The sequence below is a fragment of the Pantoea ananatis LMG 2665 genome (assembly GCF_000710035.2).
GTDB lineage: Bacteria > Pseudomonadota > Gammaproteobacteria > Enterobacterales > Enterobacteriaceae > Pantoea > Pantoea ananatis.
Genome location: NZ_JMJJ01000007.1, coordinates 181,010 through 199,530 on the forward strand (window position 1 = coordinate 181,010; position 18,521 = coordinate 199,530).

General features: G+C 54.6%; 16 protein-coding genes. 9 read left to right on the top strand and 7 right to left on the bottom strand.

From position 1 onward, the window contains the following. Positions 1 to 87 precede the first annotated feature (87 nt). A complete protein-coding gene (gene gorA, locus EL29_RS17110) occupies positions 88 to 1,440 on the top strand; it encodes a glutathione-disulfide reductase (RefSeq protein WP_013027609.1) in 1,353 nt (450 codons plus the stop codon). Between the two features lie 59 nt (positions 1,441 to 1,499). Here gorA and EL29_RS17115 read toward each other — a convergent pair whose 3' ends face one another. Further along, the gene (locus EL29_RS17115; RefSeq protein WP_022622541.1) at positions 1,500 to 2,630 is read right to left on the bottom strand and encodes an ROK family transcriptional regulator; all 1,131 of its coding nucleotides are present in this window, start codon (positions 2,628 to 2,630) and stop codon (positions 1,500 to 1,502) included. A gap of 299 nt (positions 2,631 to 2,929) precedes the next feature. On the opposite strand from EL29_RS17115, the gene EL29_RS17120 reads away from it, so the two are divergent. From EL29_RS17120 to EL29_RS17150, 7 genes are all read left to right on the top strand, one after another. Beyond that, on the top strand, positions 2,930 to 3,703 hold the full coding sequence (locus EL29_RS17120; RefSeq protein ID WP_028715900.1) for an inositol monophosphatase family protein: 774 nt from the start codon (positions 2,930 to 2,932) through the stop codon (positions 3,701 to 3,703). Positions 3,704 to 3,995: 292 nt separating this feature from the next. Further along, positions 3,996 to 5,096 (top strand): ABC transporter ATP-binding protein, encoded by a 1,101-nt coding sequence (locus EL29_RS17125; RefSeq protein WP_014594833.1) that lies wholly within the window; start codon positions 3,996 to 3,998, stop codon positions 5,094 to 5,096. After that, the gene (locus EL29_RS17130) at positions 5,093 to 5,959 is read left to right on the top strand and encodes an ABC transporter permease (protein ID WP_014594834.1); all 867 of its coding nucleotides are present in this window, start codon (positions 5,093 to 5,095) and stop codon (positions 5,957 to 5,959) included. The genes EL29_RS17125 and EL29_RS17130 overlap by 4 nt, the downstream gene beginning before the upstream one ends. Continuing rightward, a complete protein-coding gene (locus EL29_RS17135; protein WP_019106355.1) occupies positions 5,959 to 6,795 on the top strand; it encodes an ABC transporter permease in 837 nt (278 codons plus the stop codon). The genes EL29_RS17130 and EL29_RS17135 overlap by 1 nt, the downstream gene beginning before the upstream one ends. Before the next feature lie 31 nt (positions 6,796 to 6,826). Beyond that, positions 6,827 to 7,930 (top strand): extracellular solute-binding protein, encoded by a 1,104-nt coding sequence (locus EL29_RS17140; protein WP_014594836.1) that lies wholly within the window; start codon positions 6,827 to 6,829, stop codon positions 7,928 to 7,930. 37 nt (positions 7,931 to 7,967) lie between these two features. Continuing rightward, the gene (locus EL29_RS17145) at positions 7,968 to 8,714 is read left to right on the top strand and encodes a glycerophosphodiester phosphodiesterase family protein (protein ID WP_013027616.1); all 747 of its coding nucleotides are present in this window, start codon (positions 7,968 to 7,970) and stop codon (positions 8,712 to 8,714) included. A 199-nt stretch (positions 8,715 to 8,913) separates the two neighbouring features. Next, positions 8,914 to 9,993 (top strand): porin, encoded by a 1,080-nt coding sequence (locus tag EL29_RS17150; RefSeq protein ID WP_013027617.1) that lies wholly within the window; start codon positions 8,914 to 8,916, stop codon positions 9,991 to 9,993. A gap of 106 nt (positions 9,994 to 10,099) precedes the next feature. On the opposite strand, the gene EL29_RS17155 is transcribed toward EL29_RS17150, so the two are convergent. From EL29_RS17155 to EL29_RS17170, 4 genes are all read right to left on the bottom strand, one after another. Next, positions 10,100 to 11,035, bottom strand: a complete 936-nt coding sequence (locus EL29_RS17155; RefSeq protein ID WP_013027618.1) for an alpha/beta hydrolase — start codon at positions 11,033 to 11,035, stop codon at positions 10,100 to 10,102. 170 nt (positions 11,036 to 11,205) lie between these two features. After that, the gene (locus EL29_RS17160) at positions 11,206 to 11,544 is read right to left on the bottom strand and encodes a hypothetical protein (protein ID WP_015699351.1); all 339 of its coding nucleotides are present in this window, start codon (positions 11,542 to 11,544) and stop codon (positions 11,206 to 11,208) included. 30 nt (positions 11,545 to 11,574) lie between these two features. After that, positions 11,575 to 12,918: a cation:proton antiporter gene (locus EL29_RS17165; protein ID WP_028715901.1), complete on the bottom strand. Its 1,344-nt coding sequence runs from the start codon at positions 12,916 to 12,918 to the stop codon at positions 11,575 to 11,577. Positions 12,919 to 12,979: 61 nt separating this feature from the next. Next, positions 12,980 to 14,188, bottom strand: a complete 1,209-nt coding sequence (locus tag EL29_RS17170) for an MFS transporter (RefSeq protein ID WP_014594837.1) — start codon at positions 14,186 to 14,188, stop codon at positions 12,980 to 12,982. Between the two features lie 93 nt (positions 14,189 to 14,281). On the opposite strand from EL29_RS17170, the gene EL29_RS17175 reads away from it, so the two are divergent. Continuing rightward, positions 14,282 to 15,214, top strand: coding sequence for a LysR family transcriptional regulator (locus EL29_RS17175; RefSeq protein WP_019106352.1), 933 nt, complete (start codon positions 14,282 to 14,284; stop codon positions 15,212 to 15,214). Positions 15,215 to 15,275: 61 nt separating this feature from the next. Here the strand turns inward: EL29_RS17175 and EL29_RS17180 are convergent, their stop codons facing one another. Next, complete coding sequence (locus tag EL29_RS17180; RefSeq protein ID WP_014604798.1) at positions 15,276 to 15,779, bottom strand: TIGR00645 family protein; 504 nt, start codon at positions 15,777 to 15,779, stop codon at positions 15,276 to 15,278. Between the two features lie 54 nt (positions 15,780 to 15,833). Continuing rightward, positions 15,834 to 18,509 carry a two-component system sensor histidine kinase KdpD gene (gene kdpD, locus EL29_RS17185; RefSeq protein WP_013027624.1) on the bottom strand — a complete coding sequence of 892 codons (2,676 nt, stop codon included), beginning with the start codon at positions 18,507 to 18,509 and terminating at the stop codon, positions 15,834 to 15,836. Between the last annotated feature and the right edge of the window lie 12 nt (positions 18,510 to 18,521).

Genomic DNA, 18,521 nt, shown 5'->3' on the forward strand with positions numbered 1-18,521 from the left:
GTTACAATCATAGGCGCAATTTTTGCGACACCGTGCCCTGCGGCGTTACACTCTATATCAATTTCCATGTAACCGGATGATACTTCAATGACCCGACATTATGACTATCTCGCCATCGGCGGCGGCAGCGGCGGTATTGCTTCGATTAACCGTGCAGCAAGCTATGGCCAGAAGTGTGCCTTGATAGAAGCCAAAGCGCTGGGCGGAACCTGCGTCAACGTAGGCTGTGTGCCGAAAAAAGTCATGTGGCATGCCGCGCAAATCGCCGAGGCCATTCATCTTTACGGGCCTGATTATGGTTTTGATACCACGGTAAACCGCTTCGACTGGGGCACGCTGGTCAAAAACCGCAGCGCCTACATCGACCGTATTCACCAATCATACGACAATGTTCTGGGGAAAAATAAGGTCGATGTCATCACCGGCTTTGCCCGTTTTATTGATGCGCATTCCGTTGAAGTCAATGGCGAAACCATTACGGCCGACCATATTTTGATCGCCACCGGGGGACGTCCGAGCCATCCCTCTATCCCCGGAGCGGAATACGGAATTGATTCAGATGGCTTCTTTGAACTGGATGCGCTGCCAAAACGGACCGCGGTGATCGGTGCCGGTTATATCGCGGTTGAGCTGGCAGGCGTGGTCAATGCGCTGGGCTCGGAAACCCATTTATTCGTCCGTAAACATGCCCCGCTGCGCAGCTTTGATCCGCTGATTACCGATACGCTGGTTGAGGTCATGAACGCGGAAGGCCCAACGCTGCATACCGAGGCGACACCAAAAGCCGTCGTGAAAAATGCCGATGGTAGCCTGACGCTGCAGTTGGAAAATGGCAGTGAATACACCGTGGATTGCCTGGTCTGGGCGATTGGCCGGGTGCCGGAAACCGACAGCCTGAATATTGAGGCGGCGGGCGTTGCGCTGGATGAAAAAGGCTATATCAAGGTCGATAAATTCCAGAATACCAACGTGCCAGGCGTTTATGCCGTTGGTGATAACACCGGCGCCGTTGAGCTGACGCCGGTAGCGGTGGCGGCAGGTCGTCGCCTGTCTGAGCGGTTGTTTAATAACAAACCCGATGAGCACCTGGATTACAGCAATATTCCTACCGTGGTGTTCAGCCATCCGCCGATCGGCACCGTGGGCCTGACGGAACCGCAGGCGCGCGAGCAGTACGGTGATGACCAGGTAAAAGTCTACAAATCGTCCTTTACCGCAATGTATACCGCGGTGACCCAACATCGCCAGCCGTGCCGCATGAAGTTAGTCTGCGTCGGCCCGGAGGAGAAGATTGTGGGTATTCATGGCATCGGCGGCGGAATGGACGAGATGCTGCAGGGCTTTGCGGTGGCGTTGAAAATGGGCGCGACCAAGAAAGACTTTGATAACACCGTGGCGATTCACCCGACCGCGGCAGAAGAGTTTGTGACGATGCGTTAATCCGCCTACGCGCATAACCTAGCGCTGCCCGCTGCCCCTGTGGTCTGCGGGCAGCAGCCTCAATTAAAATAGGTCTCCCGCAGCGGCGTCAACGCCGCGCCCAGCGCCGAACTGTCCCCCTCAATGGCGCTCAGCAGAATATCCGGATATTCCGCAGAAATGTTCCAGCGTTTACCCGAACTGATGCGCGGCATGGCTAAAAACATTTCGCCCAGCTTACGGGGAATCTCGCCCCCTAATATGATGGCTCCGGGATCGATCACCGCATTCATGGCATCCATTGCCCGATGCAGGTTTGGCGTGACGTCTTCTACCCACTGTTGCGCAATCGGCCAGGCCGGATCGAATTTATGATTGAGATCGCGAATATCTTTAATTTCAATACCACCGTTACGTAACCGATCGATCAAGATCCCCAGGGCCGGGCGCAGCTTGCCCTCTTCCGGCGTAAAAATACGGCTGATCTCCCCCGCATTTCCAAACGCACCCTGGAACGGTTTACCGTTAATCACGATGCCACCGCCAAAACCATAATTAAAAGAGAGATAGCCAAAGGTATCGTATTTCAGCCCGGCGCCTAAAAAGGCTTCAGCGTGCGCCGCCGTTGTGGCGTTATTTTCAATCCATACTGGTCGATCAAATAACATGGTAATTTCACGGCGCAGATCGATGCCCATCCAGTTTTTTAAAGGTTCAGGCGGATTGAAATACTTTCGTGATTCATAAAGAAAGCCCGCCATGCTGTATCCCACACCACAGACTTTGTCTGGCGAAATACCGTATTGTTTCAAGGTATCCAGATAGTGATGTTTGATATTGAGTAAGGTACGGGCAGGATCGCGCGGATGCGTATCCAGTACGCAGTATTCTGTAATACCGCCCCGGAAATTAATCAGGCTGGCGGCAACGCTGTCTGAGTTAATAGAGATGCCGTAACCATAACGCGCATTCGCATTCAGTGATAACGATGGGCTGGGCTTGCCTCTTCCCTGGGACGGTGATTCCCCCAGGCTGAGAAAGCCGTTTTCGGTCAGCGTATCAACAATGCGGTGAACAGATGACTGATTCAGAATGGTTTGCGAAACCAGCGAGGAGCGGGAAATGCCATCGTTGCGGCGGACAAGCTCAAGAATGAGTTTTTCACTGCGATTAAGTTCGACTTCATGACCAGCGGAATATCCATGAACCACAGCGTTGTCCTCACCGTATTTAATAATGGGTTCTGTTAATACCCTAGCATGCTTTTATGCAGGACGAATAGTAAAGGCCCCTGCCTTTACGTTTTAATAAAATGTGCTGATTTTCAGCTTCTCCGGCCCGGTTTTTCCCGATCATAAAAGCATCATAATAGTGAAACATAACGGAGAGACACTCTAATATCATGCAATGAGCATTATATTAAAAGCGAGCCTTATGTCCGGATGGGCACTTTCATGTGCGTAGGGTTCTGTCTTCATTCACATGCTTCTTCTTATACATCAGGTAAACAATGGAAACGCGCTTAAAGGTTGCTGAACGCATCGCACAAGAGGCTTCACTTTTGGCTCTTGACTATTTCAGACAGCTGAGTGAATTAGCGATCTGCGAAAAAAGGCCGCAGGATGTCTTCAGTGAAGCCGATCGGGAAGTGGAAAATCTGATTCGGCAGCGCCTGGAACACCATTTCCCACAGGATTCTGTTGTTGGGGAAGAGCATGGCGGTGAGCTCAGCGCCAGCTACTGGTCTGTTGATCCTATCGATGGTACGAGTAACTTCCTGCGCGGCTCGTCATTGTGGGGGATTTCTGTTGGCTATGTGCACGATGGCGAGCCGGTTATGGGCGTGATCGTCCATCCGGTATTAAACCTCATGTTGAGCGGCGGCAAAGAGACAGGGGTTTATCTGAATGGTGAACCCTTTGAACGGCCAGTGGTCACCGAGGCGCTGAAAACCGTGGCGATTGGCGACAGTCCATCATGGGATTTCACCCATCAGCTCTGTATTGAAAAGGCCTATCGGGACGACGGCTGGAATGTGGTGCGCTATCGCTGTGCCACCGTAGGCTTAACCTTTAGCGTGCTGGGTTACGTTGACGGTTATCAGGAATGTTTTAGCAGCATGTGGGACGTTTCTGCGGGTTATGCACTCTGTAAAGCGGCCGGACTGGATGCGCATCTTGCCGGTACACAGGAAAAAAGCAGTACACATGTTAGTGTCGGTACGGCTGAAATGAACCGCCTTTCCGCCCAGTTTATCCCTCACCCTCGTTTTACTCCCGCCTGACCACGCATTGCCCCCGGCTAACCTCATCACTGCATTTCAGGACAGCGTTCCCCCGCTGTCCTGCCCTCTGTGCGCTTGCTGATACAACAACCTTGTTCTTCGCCTCAAATATTAATCACAACGCATTAAAATAGTTAGCGCGTTAAACGTACGATTTCAAAGTAACCCTTCATTTAACTGTTATATATAGGTTTTAAAAACTTAATAAATTCTTAACCTGTCTGAAATTGCTTAAATTCACTACAGCAAATTATTATGCGTCTCGCATTAATTAAGAAGTCCCTGGCATTATATGACGGAGCAGCCCAACGTGAACACGCTAGAAATACACAATGCCATGCTGACGTTCGACGATTTTGTCGCGCTGAACGGCATTTCACTGCAGGCCAAAAAAGGACAATTTGTTTCCCTGCTTGGCCCATCTGGCTGTGGCAAAACCACGCTGCTTAAAGTTATTGCCGGCTTTTACAGTCTTGATAGTGGCGAAGTACTGATCCACCAGCAGGACATGCATCATGTAAAACCTGAACATCGCGACACGGCGATGTGCTTTCAGTCCTATGCGCTTTTTCCTCACCTTTCCGTTGCTGAAAATATCGGGTTTGGCCTCAAGCAAATGAAGATGGCGAAAACGGACATTCACGATCGCGTCGCGCAGACCGCCGCTCAGGTATCGCTGAATGCGCATTTGCCTAAACTGCCAGCACAGTTATCCGGCGGTCAGCAGCAGCGCGTGGCGCTTGCCAGAGCGCTGGCCGTGCGTCCGGAAATCGTGTTGTTTGATGAGCCGCTGTCAAATCTGGATGCCAAATTACGCGACAAGGTACGACTGGAGATCAGACAGCTTCAGCGCTCCCATGGGTTTACCGCCATTTATGTTACCCACGACCGTGCAGAAGCCTTGTCGATGTCTGACATTGTAGTGGTCATGAATGCCGGAAAAATTGAGCAAACCGGTACGCCGGATGAGATCTATTATTCCCCGGTAAACCGCTTTGTCGCCGGTTTCGTCGGTCAGGCTAACGTCATGAAAGCCCGCGTACTGGATAGCGACAGCAGCACCGGTATTTATCGCATTGCGTGCGTACTGGGCGAAATGGAGATTCATAGCCATGTGCCGCCCGTCTCGGACAAGGTCTATACCTTCTGGCGCCCTGAGGATGCCTTACTCAGCGAACACAGTGCCGGGAAAAACACGCTGGCCTTCGAGATCGGTCCGGTGAGTTTTCTGGGCAACCTTTCTGAACTCCAGGTTCATCCGCTGGGCCATGAAGAAACGGAATATCAGTGGTGTATCCAGCTGGTCGGTAAAAACCACATCCGCGAAGGTGACAACGTTAATTTCTCTATTGCGCCAGACAAGATCCGCTTTTTACGGGAAAGCTATTCATGAAAACGCGCAACCGGAACAGGCTCTGTTGGTTGCTGGTCCTGCCTGCGGTCGCGCCGGTCATCATCACTCTGGTGCTGATTGTGATCATGGCGTTGGCGCAATCCGTTGGCCTGTTTAATTTTGGCGCACCGGCGCACTTCACGCTTCAGTACTGGCAAACCATTCTGAATGACAGCCAGCTGTGGCGCGCGACAGGCTATTCGCTCAGAATCGGCGTGCTGAGTGCAGTGCTGTCCGTTGCCCTGGCGCTTCCGCTGGCACTGTGGCTGAGAAAGCCGTTTCCCGGCTCGATGCTGATGGGCGGCTTACTCAAAGCCCCGCTGATGGTACACGGACTGGTGGCTGCGCTGCTGTTTATCAACCTGATTTCCTGGCAGGGCTTTATTAACCTGGGCTTGCTCAAGCTGGGGATCATCTCGCACCCCATCAGAATGCAGAATGACCGCTGGGGAATTGGCGTGATTATTTTGCAGGTCTGGAAACAGCTTCCCTATGCGCTGCTTATCATTACCGGCAGCCTGCGCGCGATTGGTGACGAAATTTTTAATGCCGCGCGGGATTTAGGCGCCGGCAAGACTGCCCGGTTGTTACAGATCATCCTGCCCTTATCTATCAAGTCCGTTCAGGTATCGCTGGTGCTGATCTTCATCGGCGCCTTGGGTGACTTTTCATTTCAGGTCGTTGCGGGGCCAACCAGCGTGTTCTCTCTTTCGCAATACATGCTGCGCTTCCCTGAAATCAGCGCGCAGGGCTGGAATCTTGCGGCCGTTGTCGCGGTAATTTTGATGCTGGCGGCTTTTATCGGTGCAGTGGTGCTTGCCACCCTGGCGAAGTGGCTACAACAAGCCGGAGAACAGAGATAATGAAAGCCAGAGAGACGTTATCCCCGCTGCGAATCGTCATGATGATCCTTATCACCGCCCTGTTTATGCTGTGGCTGGTTATTCCCTTTATGTTGACCGTCCTGTGGTCACTGGTCGATAAAACCCATCCGTGGGCATGGCCAGATGCCCTGCCGCCGGTTCTCTCACTGGGACGCTGGGTAGAGGTATGGACCACGACCGCGTTACCCCAGGCGCTCAGAAACAGCTATTTACTGGCGGCAACCGTCTCCGTCTGCACGCTGACGTTGTCTCTGCCTGCCGCGTGGGCGTTTGGCAGAATGTCGTTTACGGGCAAACACCTTTTACAGAATGCGATCTTACTGCCGCTTATCGTTCCGGGCTTTGTCGTCGCGCTGTTTTTTTCCATGTTGCTCAACGTGGCGGGCATTCACAGCCGGTTTGGTGGCATTTTGCTGGGGCATATTATTATCTTGATGCCTTATGCCGTGCGCATTCTGACCCTGTCATTTTCGCAGATACGCCAGGACACGCTCGATGCAGCACGAGATATGGGCGCTTCGGTGATCAACCGTTTTTTAGTGGCCTGCCTGCCCACCATCAGACCGGGAATATTTGCCGCATTAATTATTGTCTTTACATTATCAATAGAAGAGTTCGCCATAAGTTTCATTGTTGGCTCACCCGATTTTATTACCGTCCCTACCATTCTGTATTCTTATCTGGGTTATAACTTTATTCGACCCAACGCGGCGGTTATTTCTTTAATGCTGGTTGTGCCAAATGTCATGTTGATGTTGATTGCAGAAAAATTACTGACAAAAAATCCTGTCGCCTCCTTTGCAGGAAAAGGCTGACAGTCTTTAACACGCGTTATTGGGGAAAAATATGTTCAGACTCGTTGCTGCAATATTATTGCTGGCCGGGGCTTTCTGTAGCCAGGCTCAGGATTTAACCTCGATGAACTGGGAACAGATTGTCGAACAGGCGAAAAAAGAAGGGAAATTAACCTGGTATCAATGGTATTACCAGGACCGTTTAAAAGAGCAGGTCAGCCTGTTTGAAAAACAGTACGGTATTAACGTTACCCTGTCTGAAGGCACATTACAGGGCAACATTAATAAACTCATGGCCGACCGGGGACGGGAAACGGGCGATATTGATGTGTTTTCGATTGGCGGGGGCGCATTCGGTACCGTATCGCCTCAGCAAACGTTTTTTGGCCCGCTTAATACACTGCTGCCGGAAGGCAAAACCCTGAACTACACCATTGAGGGAACGGACAGTAAAGGCTATGGCGTGGCATTTTGGGGCAACCAGACCGGTCTGGCCTACGATTCGCGCCGCCTGAAAGAAAGTGAGTTGCCACGAACCCTGCCGCAGATTACGTCCTTCCTGCAAAGTCATCCTCAGGAATTTGGCTTCAACGTTGAAAACGGCGGTTCCGGCCCGGCCTTTATTGAATCGGTGACGCGCACGCTGGTACCGGGTTTTGATTTCACCAAAGGCGACGCAGATGTAAAAAGCCTGACGGCTCTGCAGCCCGCCTGGAACTGGTTCAAACAGCAGCGCCCCAACTACATCATTACGGCCTCCAACGCCGACAGCGTCACCCGACTGGTCAGCGGTGAGTTCCTGCTGGTCCCCGCCTGGGAAGATTACCTGGTGGGATTAGAAAACCACGGTGAAGTCCCGAAAACTATCCGGCTGTATATCCCCGATTTCGGCATGCCCGGCGGCGGAAATATGGTGGCGATACCTAAAAACGCGCCCCACAAAGCGGCAGCGTTGCTGTTTATCCACTGGTTGACGCTGCCTACCACCCAACGGCTGTTCCAGCAGGTTTATGGCATTACGCCTCAAAACAAAGAAGTGAATCGTGATGCCGGGCTGATCAATAGCAAAGAGCGCGTTCATGGCACTCAGTTCATGCCTAAACCGCTGGGTGATGAAGTCAGGACCGAATTCTCTAACCAGGTTTTGCTTAAGTAGACCTGCGATAAAACCCTAACAGAAGGTAAAGCCAAGAATGTCGACCAAAAAACACCCTGCACGCGTAGTGAACGCCCGCCTGATTGCCCATCGGGGAGCACCGCTGCTGGCACCGGAAAACACGCTGCCTTCGTTTCAGGCGGCGGTTGAACGCGGAGCGACGTGGATAGAGGTGGATGTCAAACTCACCAAAGATATGCACCCGGTCATTATTCATGACGATTCCGTAGACCGGACAACGAATGGCAAAGGCTATGTGGCAAATTTAACCCTGGATGAGATCCGGTCGCTGGAGGCTGGCGTGTGTTACGGCCACCTCTTTAAAGGTGTGAAAGTGCCTACGCTGGCTGAAACTGTGGGCTTTGTACTGGATAAAGGCGTCGGGCTGCAACTGGAAATCAAACCCACCTCCGGGCAGGAAGTGGAAACGGCGGAGATTGCGATCGCTCAGTTGAAGTCGTTGTGGCCAGCGAGCGAGAAGAAGTTATTTATCAGCAGCTTCTCTGAGATTTCGCTGCAGGTTGCCGCCAGGCTGATGCCTGACGTACCGCGTGGGCTGGCAGTTTGCGTCCCGCCAAAAGACCCGGCGGCGCTCCTCGCCAGAACAGGTTGCCAGATCCTGCATTTCCTGGGTGACTTCGCAACGGACGAAGACCTGACGCGCCTGGCCCGTTCAGGTATTGAATTCGCGATTGCCACGATCAATGACCCGGTGCTTGCCCGAAAATATATTGATGCGGGCGCACAAACGGTATTAAGCGATATACCCGACTTGGCATTTTGAATAAAAAGTTCATCAGGATGTTCTCTGCCTGAATGCAATAACACCAAGGAAAGCCATTATAAAAAATGGCCATAAACTTTATGGCCGCTATACCCATTTTATTATTTAGTCATTAAACAAGACGAAAGTGATATTGAAATAAATACCGCCCTGAGCGGTAACATCCTCATGCTTTAGTTAACTGATAAGGGTAGATGATATGCACAATAAAATAAAAACAGTCGCGCCGTATGCAATGTGTTTTCTGGTCTCATTTTCTGCATGCTCCGCCGAGATTTATAATAAAAGTGGAAATAAGCTCGACCTGTACGGTAAAGTCGATGCGCGCCATGTTTTCTCAGATAATATTGCAGAAGATGGCGACAACTCTTATGCACGCCTGGGTTTTAAAGGTGAGACGCAAATTAATGATAAGCTTACCGGTTATGGTCAATGGGAATATAATTTCCAGCTGAATCACAGTGAAGGCGGTAGCGATGCGCAAACGGGTAATGCCACACGTTTAGGGTTTGCCGGTCTGAAACTCGCCGACTTCGGCTCGTTCGATTATGGCCGTAGCTTTGGGGTACTGTATGTTGCCTCTGCCTATACGGATATGGCACCGATCTACGGTTCCGGCACCATGACCACCAACGATAACTTCCTGTCAAAACGCTCAACCGGCCTCGCGACCTGGCACTCTCCGGACTGGGGCGGGTTAAAGTTAACCCTGCAGTATCAAGGGAAAAATGACCGCTCAACCGCCAAACTGGCTAACGGAGATGGTTACGGTGCTGGCCTGACTTACAGCATTACCGATGGGCTGAGCATTGCGGCAGCAGGGATGAAAGCAAAACGGACACTGACTCAGCAAGCTGACGGTCAGGGAGACGATGCCACCGCCTGGGTAACCTCTGCAAAATATGACGCCAACCAGATCTATCTGGCCGCCATGTATGGCGAAGCCAATGACGTTACGCCTTATGGACAGCTGGCACAGGTCGCCGACAAAACCCATAACTTTGAGGCGATTGCACAGTACCAGTTCCTGAACGGTTTGCGCCCTTCTGTCGGTTTTGTCACGCAGCGTGGCGAAAACCTGCAGGGCGCTGGGAATTTTGCCGGGGGCAGCCAGACGATGCAGAAATATATTGCGGTGGGCACCTATTACTATTTCAACAAGAACATGCTGACCTACGTGGACTACCGCATTAACTTACTGAAGGAAAACGATTTTACGCGCGCCACCGGCATTACGACGAAAAACAGTATCGGTATGGGCCTGACCTATCAATTCTGATCCGCCTGTTGCTGCTTCGTCCTGTGTTGCTTCAATCCTGATCATCGCTCATTTAGCGAGGCCGGCAAATGCCGGCTTTTTTTACGCCTGCCGCAGGAAGCGTCAGTCAGGACAGAACGGAGGCGTGCCTGACCGCCAATGCGCCCTGACTGAGGTTTTCCAGCCATTTAACATAGGCCTGATCCCACAGCGCGGCAGGTGTACCCGCTTTGCCGAGTCCAAAACCATGCCCCCCGCTGGACAGCTGAATCAGCTGCACCGGTACGCGGTTGCGGCGACAGGTGTCACGCATGAGCTGGGTGTTAAAGGGTTTTGAGGTGTGATCGTCTCCGGCCTGAGCCAGGAACGTGGGCGGATAGAGATTCGTCACATAGTTTTGTACTGACCAGCTGGCTTCTTCTTGCGGACTGGCGTCATTGCCCACCATCATCAGGTGCGTGTTGGTATGCTGATAGGGCGCTTCAAGCGTAATCACCGGGTAAATCAGCCCAACACTGTCGGCTTTAGGGACTTCCTGATCCAGCCTGTCCACCGGCGGATATGACTGAAATTCCGGGCGCGCCGCCGCCATGCCCAGTAAATGCCCCCCAGCCGAAAACCCCAGAACATGCACTTTTCGTTCAAACGAACGTATCAGGCGCAGCGCGCGCTGTGCATCCTGTAAAGGCGCGAGGTTGCCAGCCTGCCATTTCTCGCGCGGTAAGCGGTAGCTGAGCACATAGGCGGTATAACCGTTAGCATTTAACCAGTGCGCGACGGGCCAGGCTTCGCGTCCCATACCAATCCACCGGTAGCCTCCCCCGGCCGCAATCAGCACCGCTTCGCCATTGGGATTTTCTGGCCTGAAGCGTTGAATCGCCGGGCTGACAATATTCGACCATGAACCCCAGGCGTCCACGCGCAATGTTCCAGACGGCCCACCGCCGCCGGGCGGTTCGTCCGGCCAGAGAGGAATAATATCATCGCGGGCAAACAGTTTGCTGGTAGCCAGTGAAAGCGCAAGCGCTCCTGTGCCGAAAATAAAGCGTCGACGCGTAATCATGATGCCTGTTAAATCAATGCCATAAAGGTCAGCCGACCCTTTCGGCCCGCTGCGTTTTTATTATGTATCGCACATTTGGTTAAGACGCTGGCGATTATGTACGCAATCGGTAGGGAAAATCCATTAAAAAACGCGCCATTTTAGCGCGTTTATTGGCGAATTAACTGCGGTTAATCTTCCTGCTGAAACTGCGTCATCACCGTTTGTTCACACTGTTGGGTATTGGTGCGGAGTTTGGCGCGTTCTTCATCACCCAGCTGCAGCCAGGCGCTGGCCACTTCATTGGCCAGCTCTTCATCAAATTCAGGCTTGCTGACGGCAGAGGAGGACTGCGATCCTGCCACGCTGGCCTTCATTTTTTCCACATACTGGTCGGCTGTCGAAACGCTTTTTTCACTGCTGACAATGTGACACAGCTGGCTTGCATACACGCTTTCTTCACTATTGTCTTCCGCCAGCGCGCTGCCCGACGCCAGCATGCTCAGCAACAGTATCTGAGATATCTTCATCATCTACTCCCGTTATCAGTTAATTCACTCTCATGACAGGCGTTGTTTCGCCTCCAGTCGGGCCTGGCGCCAGTTGAGCAGCGGCGTCACTGAAATGCCGTGAACCACGATACTGCACACCACCAGCGTCAGCGCCATATCAGCCATTATCGTTGCTTCTGCGCCCCCCATGCCATGGACCCAGGCGAACGCAATATAGTTAAGGCTCCCAATACCGCGGATACCCAGCCAGCCAATAAGCAACCGCTGAGGAAGCGGCATGCCCGTCCCGAGGGTAACCAACCACACCGCCAGGGGGCGCACCACGATAAACAGCAGCAGTCCAAGGAAGATGCCCTGAATGTTCCAGTGGTATGCCATGGTTACGCCCAGTACCACCATCATGATGGCAGCCAGCAAACGTTCAATAGTATCGCCAAAAGAAAGCGCGTCGCCTACTACTAAACCAACGGATTTCACCATGCCACTGCTGCGTTGCTGCAGGCGCTTGTTGGGATTGACCAATGCCTCTGCAGGCAGTAACCGATCGTCGTCCGACATATCGTCTGGCTGGTAACGTTTAAAGACGCCCAGCTCAGCACGGCGCAGCCCAAGACCGGCGGCAAAGGTGGCCAGAAAGCCTGAAGCACCCAGCCATTCCGCCAGGGCGTAGCTGAGCGCGATCAACGCCAGCGCCAGAAAGTCGTTGGGGGCGCAATCCCCATGCGCATTGCGAAGCCGGGTGGCCAGTAAGCCAACGAGTCGGCCCAGGCCAAATCCCAGCAGGATACCGCCGCCGATGGCCCACACGACGTCGACAGCAGCCCAGTGCGCCAGCATGCCTGCACTGAGGTTTTCGCCGTTGAACAGCAGCAAAGCCAGCACCAGCAACGGCAGCGCTGAACCATCATTCATGCCCGCCTCGCTAGAAATGGCGACGCGCAAGGCGTCATCGTCCTGCGCGTCGCTCACCGAAATCAGGCTAGCCAGTACCGGGTCGGTGGGCGCAACAATTGCGCCAAACGCCAGTGCAACGGGCCAGGACAACCCGACCAGCCAATGAGACAGCAGCGTCATGGCCGCCACCGTCATCAACATCGCCGGAAAGGCCAGTAAGCCTCCGGCTCGCCAGCTTTTCGCTTTAAGCGGCAAGCGTAATTTGAGCCCCGTAATAAACAGTGACGCAGCCATCGTGATTTCGGTAATGTGCGTCACCAGTTCCGCATGGCGAATGATATCAATCTCGATAACATCAAACATCCACGGCCCACAGGCGATCCCGGCTAACAAGAAAAGACCAAAAGAGGTCACTGGGCCACGGTGGATCCACCCTGATGCCAGTGACATTAATAACAGAAGACAGCCCGTCGCGGCTGTCCAGGCAATAAAGTTCATAACGCACCGTTTTAATTGAGTTTATGACTAAGCCTGGCACATTTGCTGACGGGCGGAAGGATCAGTCCTTGAGGTGACGACTGGCGAGCCGCACCATCAGGCTGGCAGCGGCGGCGAGCGTGGACAACACCACAACGCCATTCCAGCCCCAGTGGGCAAGCGCCAGGCTGCCCAGCGCCGCACCGCTGGCCATGCCGATAAACACGATGGTAAACAGTAGGGCGTTAAGACGACTACGTGCATCGGGTACCAGACCATAAATCAGCGTTTGATGGGCGACCAGCGTGGCCTGCACGCCTAAGTCGAAACCAAGCGTGCTGATAACGATGACGACCAGCTGACCGGGGAGCGACAGCAGCGGCAGCAAAAACATCAGGGCGAAGGCCGCCGTGACCAGGCCGGCACCAAACTGGGTCACGCGTGCCGGGCCGAGTCGATCGGCCAGGTTACCCGCCAGCGGCGCGGCCAGTGCACCCGCCGCCCCTGCCAGACCAAAGGCACCGGCGATGGCACTGTCAAAGTGAAAACGTTCGCTAAGCATGATCGCCAGCGTAGACCAGAAGGCGCTGAAGCTGACAGAAAGCAGCCCCTGAGCCAGGGCCGCGCGCCGCAGGGTCTGATGTTCGCGCCACAGGTGAACCAGCGATAAAAGCAGGCGGGGATAGCTTACCGACGTGCCGGGCGTAAAGCGCGGCAGTACACGCCACAACGTCAGGCTAATCAGAAACACAGCCAGGGCCGCGATAATATACATGGTGCGCCAGCCAAAATACTCTGCCACCACGCCGCTGACGACCCGGGAGAGTAAAATGCCTACCAGTAATCCCGTCATTACCGTACCCACGGTTTTACCCCGGCTGTGCGCTGGTGCCAGCGCCGCCGATGCCGGAACAATATCCTGCGCCACGGTCGCCGTCAGGCCGGTGACAAAGCTGGCGATGAGCAGCGCGCTGATACCGCCGGAAAACCCACACAGCAGCAGCGCCATCACCAACAGCAGCCCTTTGATCAAAATTATCGTGCGGCGATCGTGGCGATCGCCAAGCGGGGCCAGCAGCAGAATACCTAAAGCATACCCGGCCTGCGTTAGCATCGGCACCATGCCTACGGTGCTCACACTGACCTGAAACTGCTTACCGATGATATCCAGCATCGGCTGACTGTAGTAAATCGAGGCCACGCTCAGGCCCGCGCCGGCAGCAAGCGTAAAGACCAGGGGGGCGGGCAGGCGTTCAGTTGAGTGGGGAGTCATAGTTTTTACCGCTGACATGGTTACATCCTCAAAAAATAGTGTGGCAAGTAAAGCCTGTTTTTGACATACGCGGTAGACTAATAAAAAGCAAAACGGTTATACGTGGAACGCATGAGCAATTTCAGTAACAGCGATCGCATCGAACTGATGCACACCTTTATTCGCATTGTCGAAAGCGGCAGTTTGTCTGCCGCAGCGTTGCAACTGGGTATTACGCAACCGACAATCAGTCGCCGGTTGCAGTCTCTTGAGCAGGGGCTGGGGCTGAAACTGATTCTGCGCACCACCCATGCGCTAAAGCTGACTGATGATGGTGAGCGTTGCTATGCACAGGCCCGGCAGCTCCTGGCAACCTGGCACGCGCTGGAAGATGAACTGACCGGCGCCGGCAGCGATCCGGTTGGCATCTTGCGGGTGCGCGCGCCCCACGCTTTTGGCCAGGATCAGCTGGTCACACCGCTGGTGAACTTTATGCGCCGCTATCCGCGTTTGCGCATTGAATGGATGCTGAACGACAGGACGCCAGACTTCGTCGCCGAGAACGTGGACTGTGCGATTCAGGTGGGGGCACTGACCGACCCTTCTGTTGTAGCCGTGCTGCTGGCCGAAGTGCCGCGCATTGTTGTCGCTGCGCCCGCGCTGCTTCAGCAATATCCCCCGATTAACCAGGTGGCGCAACTGGGCGATTTGCCGTGGCTGGCGCTGACGAGTTTCTACCGTAACGAGATCGCATTACAACATAAAGACAAGGGGGAACCGATGAATCTGCCTATCGTTCCCCTGCTCAGCAGCGACAGCCTCTTCGCCGTGCGCAAAGCTGCGCTGGCGGGGCTGGGAACCGCTATTCTGTCGACATGGGTCATTCAGGAGGATCTGGCACAGGGCAATCTGATTCAGCTTATGCCGGAATGGCAGGCTCCCCCGTTGCCAGTCTGGCTGACCTATCCGTGGGCGAGCTATTATCCCGCCAGGCTGACCGCCTTCTTTGCCATGATCAAAGCGGTATTTCCGCATCTGACGGGCGCGCGGCCCGCTTCAGCCTGAAACAGGCCTCCCCCACCGGGGAAGCCGTGTCACCGGACGGCGTCCGGGGGGTTGCCGTCGATCAGACGTTTTTCTTTTCCGCTCGCGACATGTTGTCCAGCCAGCCCATCACGAAGGCAGACAGGACAAAGGTCAGGTGGATGATGACGTACCACATCAGCTTGTCGTTTTCGACATTGCGCGCATCCATAAACACCCGCAGCAGGTGAATGGAGGAAATCGCCACAATCGAGGCCGCGACTTTATTTTTCAACGAGCCGGAATCCATCTTGCCCAGCCAACTCAGCTTCTCTTTGCCCTCGTCAATGTCGAGTTTGGACACAAAGTTTTCGTAGCCTGACAGCATAACCATGACCAGCAGCCCACCCACCAGCGTCATATCCACCAGCGACAGCAGCAGCAAAATCAGATCGTTTTCTGCAATGCTAAAAATGTTGGGCAACAGGTGAAAAATTTCCTGGAAAAATTTGACGGTGAGCGCCAGCAGTCCCAGCGAAAGTCCAATGTAAACCGGAGCCAACAACCAGCGCGATGCATACATCAGGTTTTCGGTAAAACGTTCCATAATTTCCCAATCATAATCAGTAAGGTCGCGCATTATAACCGATCATCTGTGAAGTTATTTCAAGCCTTCAGGAGAAATTTCAGGAACGGGTGGAAGTGGTAAAGAGAGACGAAAGCAGGCACCGCCTTCAGCACGATTTTCCGCCCAGATCTGACCGCCGTGGCTTTCGATAATCGTTTTACAAATCGCCAGTCCCAGCCCAACGCCCGGTACGGCCGATTCTTTATCACCGCGTGAAAATTTATCGAAAATCCGCGTCAGGTCGTTTTGGGCGATGCCCGGCCCGCCATCCCAGATGGCGATTTCCAGCCGGGTATTTTCACACCAGGCACGTATGCCGCGGGGCGCACAGTTGCCAGCGTACTTCAGGCTGTTTTCAATCAGGTTGGTAAATACCCGCTCCAGCAACGTACTGTCGCCTTTGATCAGGACAATATCTTCAGGCAGGTCGAGTTCGACCTCTCTTCCCTTGAGCGACGGCGCCATGCTACTGAGCGCGCCGCCAATCACCTCTTCCAGCGCCAGCCACTCTTCGCGTAAATTCAGGCCGCCTGACTGAATACGCGCCATATCCAGCATGTTGCTGACCAGACGAATGGTACTCAGGGTTTGTTCACGAATCTGGCTGGCCTGGGGCACATACTTTGAGTTATCGCTGGCCAGGTCCAGCATCAGCATTTCTGCCTGACCAAACAGCACCGTCAGCGGGGTACGTAAATCATGGGAGAGCGCCGACAGCAAAGCATTACGCAGCTGCTCACGTTCAGCTGACAGCCGGGAAGCCGCCTCACTCTGGGACAGCGCCATCCGCTCCAGGGCATTGGCAATCAGCACGGTGAAGGTTTCCAGCAGCCGTTGCTGTTCCGGCACCATCAGCTGACGCACATTCTGCGGTTCAACCACCAGCAATCCGCGACACAGATCGCCCACTTTCAGCGGCAGAATTTGGTAGGGCACCGCCGGTAAGGTGTCCGTGCCTGCGCCTGCTGGCTGGCCCTTGCTGAAGCTCCATTTCGCGATAGCCCAATCCGGTTCGTTGCCCGGCAGCGCGTTGCCCAGCGTGTGCAGTTCGCCCTGCTCATCGGGTAGCAGCAGCAGGCATCGCGCCTGTAAGGTCGCCTCCAGCACCCGCTGGCTGGTTGCGGCGATATCTTCAGGCGTCAGGCCGCTTCCCAGCGACTTGGCCATTTCATAAAGCTGCCGCGTGCGCTGCTCCCGGTAACGGGCAACCCGCGCCTGGTAGCGAACGCCGGCCGTCAGGTTGCCAACAATAACCCCGACCGCCAGCATCACCCCAAAGGTCACCAGGTATTGCAAATCCGAGACCGCGACTGTGCCGGTAGGTGCGACGAAAAACAGGTCAAAGGCAATGATGTTCATGACGGTGGCGATAACGGAGGGCCATCGTCCATAGCGCAACGCGACGATCACCACCGCCAGCAAATAGATCATCACACAGTTGGCCGGATCGAAGCTGATCAGAACCGACTGCCCTGCGGCGGTGACCACAATACACAGCACCAGCGCCATCAGTACGCCGCGCAGCTGCAGCCGCCATTTGTCGCTGTTAACCCGATCCTCGGCTAACGGATGGGGCGCATCCTGGATAGGCTCATTGAGCGCCACGACCAACAGATCCAGATCGGGACCCAACTGCCCCAGCCGCTCGGCAAAGCTGTCACGCCGCCAGCGGCGCGCCGGGCGTCGGCCTGTCACAATCTTACCCAGATTGTGTTCCCGCGCGTAACGCAGGACCGCCTGCGCCTCATCAGGGTCGGACAGCGTCGCCGTCTCCGCCCCCATATCCTGCGCCAGCTTCAGCGTGCGTAAAATGGCCCGACGCCGCGCTTCCGGTAGCCGGTTAAGCCGGGGCGTTTCCACGTAAACGGCATGCCATTCGCTGCCCAGCCTGGCGGCCAGCCGCGCCGCCGTCCGCACCAGTTTTTCGCTGCCGGTATCGTCCCCAATACACAATAAAATGGCATCACGCGTGTGCCAGACTCGATCGCGGCCCTGACTGTCGCGCCAGGCGCGCATCTGGTCATCGACCCGGTCGGCAGTGCGGCGCAGCGCCAGCTCACGCAGGGCATACAGGTTGCCCTTACGAAAGAAATTTTCGATGGCGCGTTCGGCACGATCGCCAATGTAGACCTTGCCCTCTTTCAGGCGCTGGCGGAGATCGTCAGGCGGGAGATCAACCAGTACCACTTCGTCGGCAGCGTCAAAAAAGGGATCGGGAACGGTTTCACGCACCTGAATGCCGGTGACGCCACCGACCACATCATTCAGACTTTCCAGATGCTGAACATTCACTGTCGTCAGGACATCAATGCCCGCCTCCAGCAGTTCCTCAATATCCTGCCAGCGTTTGGGATGACGTGAGCCCTTCACGTTCGTGTGCGCCAGCTCATCCATCAAAATTACTGCCGGATGGCGCGCCAGCGCGGCATCAAGGTCGAACTCCGCATGCCGCGAACGGCCCGTCGCCCGGCGCGGCAACAGCACCAGTCCGTTAAGAAGCTGCGCTGTTTCCGGACGTTCGTGCGTTTCCACTACGCCCACCAGCACATCCAGCCCCTGGGCACGCAGCCGCTGCGCCTCCTGCAACATGGCATAGGTTTTTCCTACGCCCGCACAGGCGCCAAAATAGATTTTCAGTTTGCCGCGATGGCTGTCGCTGCTGGTCTGCAGCAGCGCATCCGGATCGGGGCGCAGCGGTTCGTGGTTCATAGCGTCCTTACA

Bases quoted from the DNA above. Each gene is read 5' to 3' on its own strand.
- gorA (WP_013027609.1), top strand. From the start codon at position 88: ATGACCCGACATTATGACTATCTCGCCATCGGCGGCGGCAGCGGCGGT.
- EL29_RS17120 (WP_028715900.1), top strand. From the start codon at position 2,930: ATGGAAACGCGCTTAAAGGTTGCTGAACGCATCGCACAAGAGGCTTCA.
- EL29_RS17125 (WP_014594833.1), top strand. From the start codon at position 3,996: ATGACGGAGCAGCCCAACGTGAACACGCTAGAAATACACAATGCCATG.
- EL29_RS17130 (WP_014594834.1), top strand. From the start codon at position 5,093: ATGAAAACGCGCAACCGGAACAGGCTCTGTTGGTTGCTGGTCCTGCCT.
- EL29_RS17135 (WP_019106355.1), top strand. From the start codon at position 5,959: ATGAAAGCCAGAGAGACGTTATCCCCGCTGCGAATCGTCATGATGATC.
- EL29_RS17140 (WP_014594836.1), top strand. From the start codon at position 6,827: ATGTTCAGACTCGTTGCTGCAATATTATTGCTGGCCGGGGCTTTCTGT.
- EL29_RS17145 (WP_013027616.1), top strand. From the start codon at position 7,968: ATGTCGACCAAAAAACACCCTGCACGCGTAGTGAACGCCCGCCTGATT.
- EL29_RS17150 (WP_013027617.1), top strand. From the start codon at position 8,914: ATGCACAATAAAATAAAAACAGTCGCGCCGTATGCAATGTGTTTTCTG.
- EL29_RS17155 (WP_013027618.1), bottom strand. From the start codon at position 11,035: ATGATTACGCGTCGACGCTTTATTTTCGGCACAGGAGCGCTTGCGCTT.
- EL29_RS17160 (WP_015699351.1), bottom strand. From the start codon at position 11,544: ATGAAGATATCTCAGATACTGTTGCTGAGCATGCTGGCGTCGGGCAGC.
- EL29_RS17165 (WP_028715901.1), bottom strand. From the start codon at position 12,918: ATGAACTTTATTGCCTGGACAGCCGCGACGGGCTGTCTTCTGTTATTA.
- EL29_RS17170 (WP_014594837.1), bottom strand. From the start codon at position 14,188: ATGTCAGCGGTAAAAACTATGACTCCCCACTCAACTGAACGCCTGCCC.
- EL29_RS17175 (WP_019106352.1), top strand. From the start codon at position 14,282: ATGAGCAATTTCAGTAACAGCGATCGCATCGAACTGATGCACACCTTT.
- EL29_RS17180 (WP_014604798.1), bottom strand. From the start codon at position 15,779: ATGGAACGTTTTACCGAAAACCTGATGTATGCATCGCGCTGGTTGTTG.
- kdpD (WP_013027624.1), bottom strand. From the start codon at position 18,509: ATGAACCACGAACCGCTGCGCCCCGATCCGGATGCGCTGCTGCAGACC.